This window comes from Stenotrophomonas sp. CCNWLW57, assembly GCF_037203925.1.
Taxonomy (GTDB): domain Bacteria; phylum Pseudomonadota; class Gammaproteobacteria; order Xanthomonadales; family Xanthomonadaceae; genus Stenotrophomonas; species Stenotrophomonas rhizophila_A.
Genome location: NZ_JBBCBJ010000014.1, coordinates 1 through 1232, shown reverse-complemented (window position 1 = coordinate 1232; position 1232 = coordinate 1). Strand labels below are relative to the sequence as shown.

1 protein-coding gene is annotated in these 1232 nt (G+C 63.2%); it reads right to left on the bottom strand.

What is annotated here, in order from left to right; all coding sequences use genetic code 11:
* Window positions 1–105: 105 nt before the first annotated feature.
* Window positions 106–1020: an IS110 family transposase gene (locus V9K91_RS19220; RefSeq protein ID WP_093535888.1), complete on the bottom strand. Its 915-nt coding sequence runs from the start codon at window positions 1018–1020 to the stop codon at window positions 106–108.
* Between the last annotated feature and the right edge of the window lie 212 nt (window positions 1021–1232).

The window sequence follows — 1232 nt, the reverse complement described above, 5'->3', positions numbered from 1 at the left end:
TGTAGCAACTGTGTTGCTGAAGGGGCCGGCGGCCCCTCCGGCAGACGGGCATGGTGGTGCCGGCCGCTGGCCGGCAGCCTGTGGATGTCCCCCTGTTGGCTAGCTTCAGGCGGGGATCGGTCCGCTTTCAGCGTCACGCACGCGGGCGTTGAGGATTACCAGCATCTTCCGCATCACCGCCACGATGGCCACCTTGCCTTCCTTGCCGCGGGCCCGCAGCGACCGGTAGAAATCCCGCAGCCGAGGCTCATGCCGCATGGCCGACATGGCGGCCATGTAGAGCACTTGGCGGATCTCGGCTCTACCACCGTGGATACTTCGTTTTCCGCGCATCGTGCCGCTGTCGTGGGACATCGGTGCCACGCCGACCAGGCTGGCGATGGCCTTGCCGCTGATTCTGCCCAGCTCGGGCAGATGGCTGGCCAGTACCGCCTGTAACGCAGGACCGACGCCCTTCATCGACTTCATTACGGCCAGTTGAGGCTGCTGTTCAACCTGTTCGCCGATCTGCTTTCCCAAGCGTGCGACCAGCGTCTGCAAGCGTGTAATGTTGGCCTGCAGTAGCCGGCGCAATTCACGATCACCGACCATTTCCTGCTGCTGTCGCGCGACGGTCAGCGCCTGCATCGCCTGCCGGCGAGCCCGAACGAATTCCCGCATTCTTTGCTGCCAAGGCTCCAGCGGCTGGTAGGCGGGCAGTTTCATCAGCACGGCCATCTTCGCCAATGCGTAGGCATCCAGGCGGTCGGTCTTGGCCACGTGGCCCATACCTTGGGCAAGCCTGCGGGCCCGCAGGGCATTGGCGCGGACCACCGGACGACCGGCGTTGTGCAAGAAATCCAGCACGCGCTGCTCATAGCCACCGGTAGCCTCCAGCACGATCTGGTCCGCCGGGTGTTCTTTCAGCCAGGCCTCCAATTCAGCAAAGCCAGCGGCGGTGTTTCTGACCTGCAGAATTTCCCCGTCCGTCGTACCAACATCAAGCTGACGCTTGCTCACATCAATCCCGATCCCGTTCATCGCCCAACTCCGTATAGTCTGGAAGGGTCGAGAGCTCCCCCGCTTGCCCAGTCTTATCACTGCGAGTGTCAGCTCCAGCAACTGTTCGGGCGGATCAAGGGAGATTCCGGCGTGGGCGCCAAGCTACATGGCGATCGTCGAGATCCAGGCTCTTACGGCGGCCCACGCCGGCTCTCGACGCCTACGCTGCCAGATTCCGAACAGATAAGGCT